Source organism: Rhodococcus sp. T2V (genome assembly GCF_029269925.1).
Lineage (GTDB): Bacteria > Actinomycetota > Actinomycetes > Mycobacteriales > Mycobacteriaceae > Rhodococcus_F > Rhodococcus_F koreensis.
On sequence record NZ_JARJBD010000568.1, the window covers coordinates 1 to 315 of the forward strand.

At 59.0% G+C, this 315-nt stretch carries 1 pseudogene; it reads left to right on the forward strand.

The annotated features are described in order from the left end of the window. Positions 1-80 precede the first annotated feature (80 nt). A pseudogene (locus tag P3H15_RS55435) lies at positions 81-315 on the forward strand (hypothetical protein); the annotation flags it as partial.

Below are 315 nucleotides of genomic sequence, written 5' to 3' on the forward strand. Positions count from 1 at the left end.
TTAAAAAAACGAAACTTCGTCCTCACCTGAAGAAGTGCTGGACCATCCCACCAAAGGCGAACGCGGAGTTCGCAGCCCGGATGGAAGATGTCCTGTCGGTCTACGCCTTGTACTTCGAGGCGGAGAAGGAAGACGAACTCCGCAAAGTCGGCTACTCGAATTATGCCGACGTCTCGGTTATGCCGAGGTCCTCGTGTGAGGGGTGGGTGTGGTCGGAGCCGCGGTCCCGAGTCCGTGAATATGTGACGGGTTTGGTTGCGGGTCTAGAACGCAAGAACGGGTGGACCCTCGCCGAGCGGGCCGGCGAGATCAGCC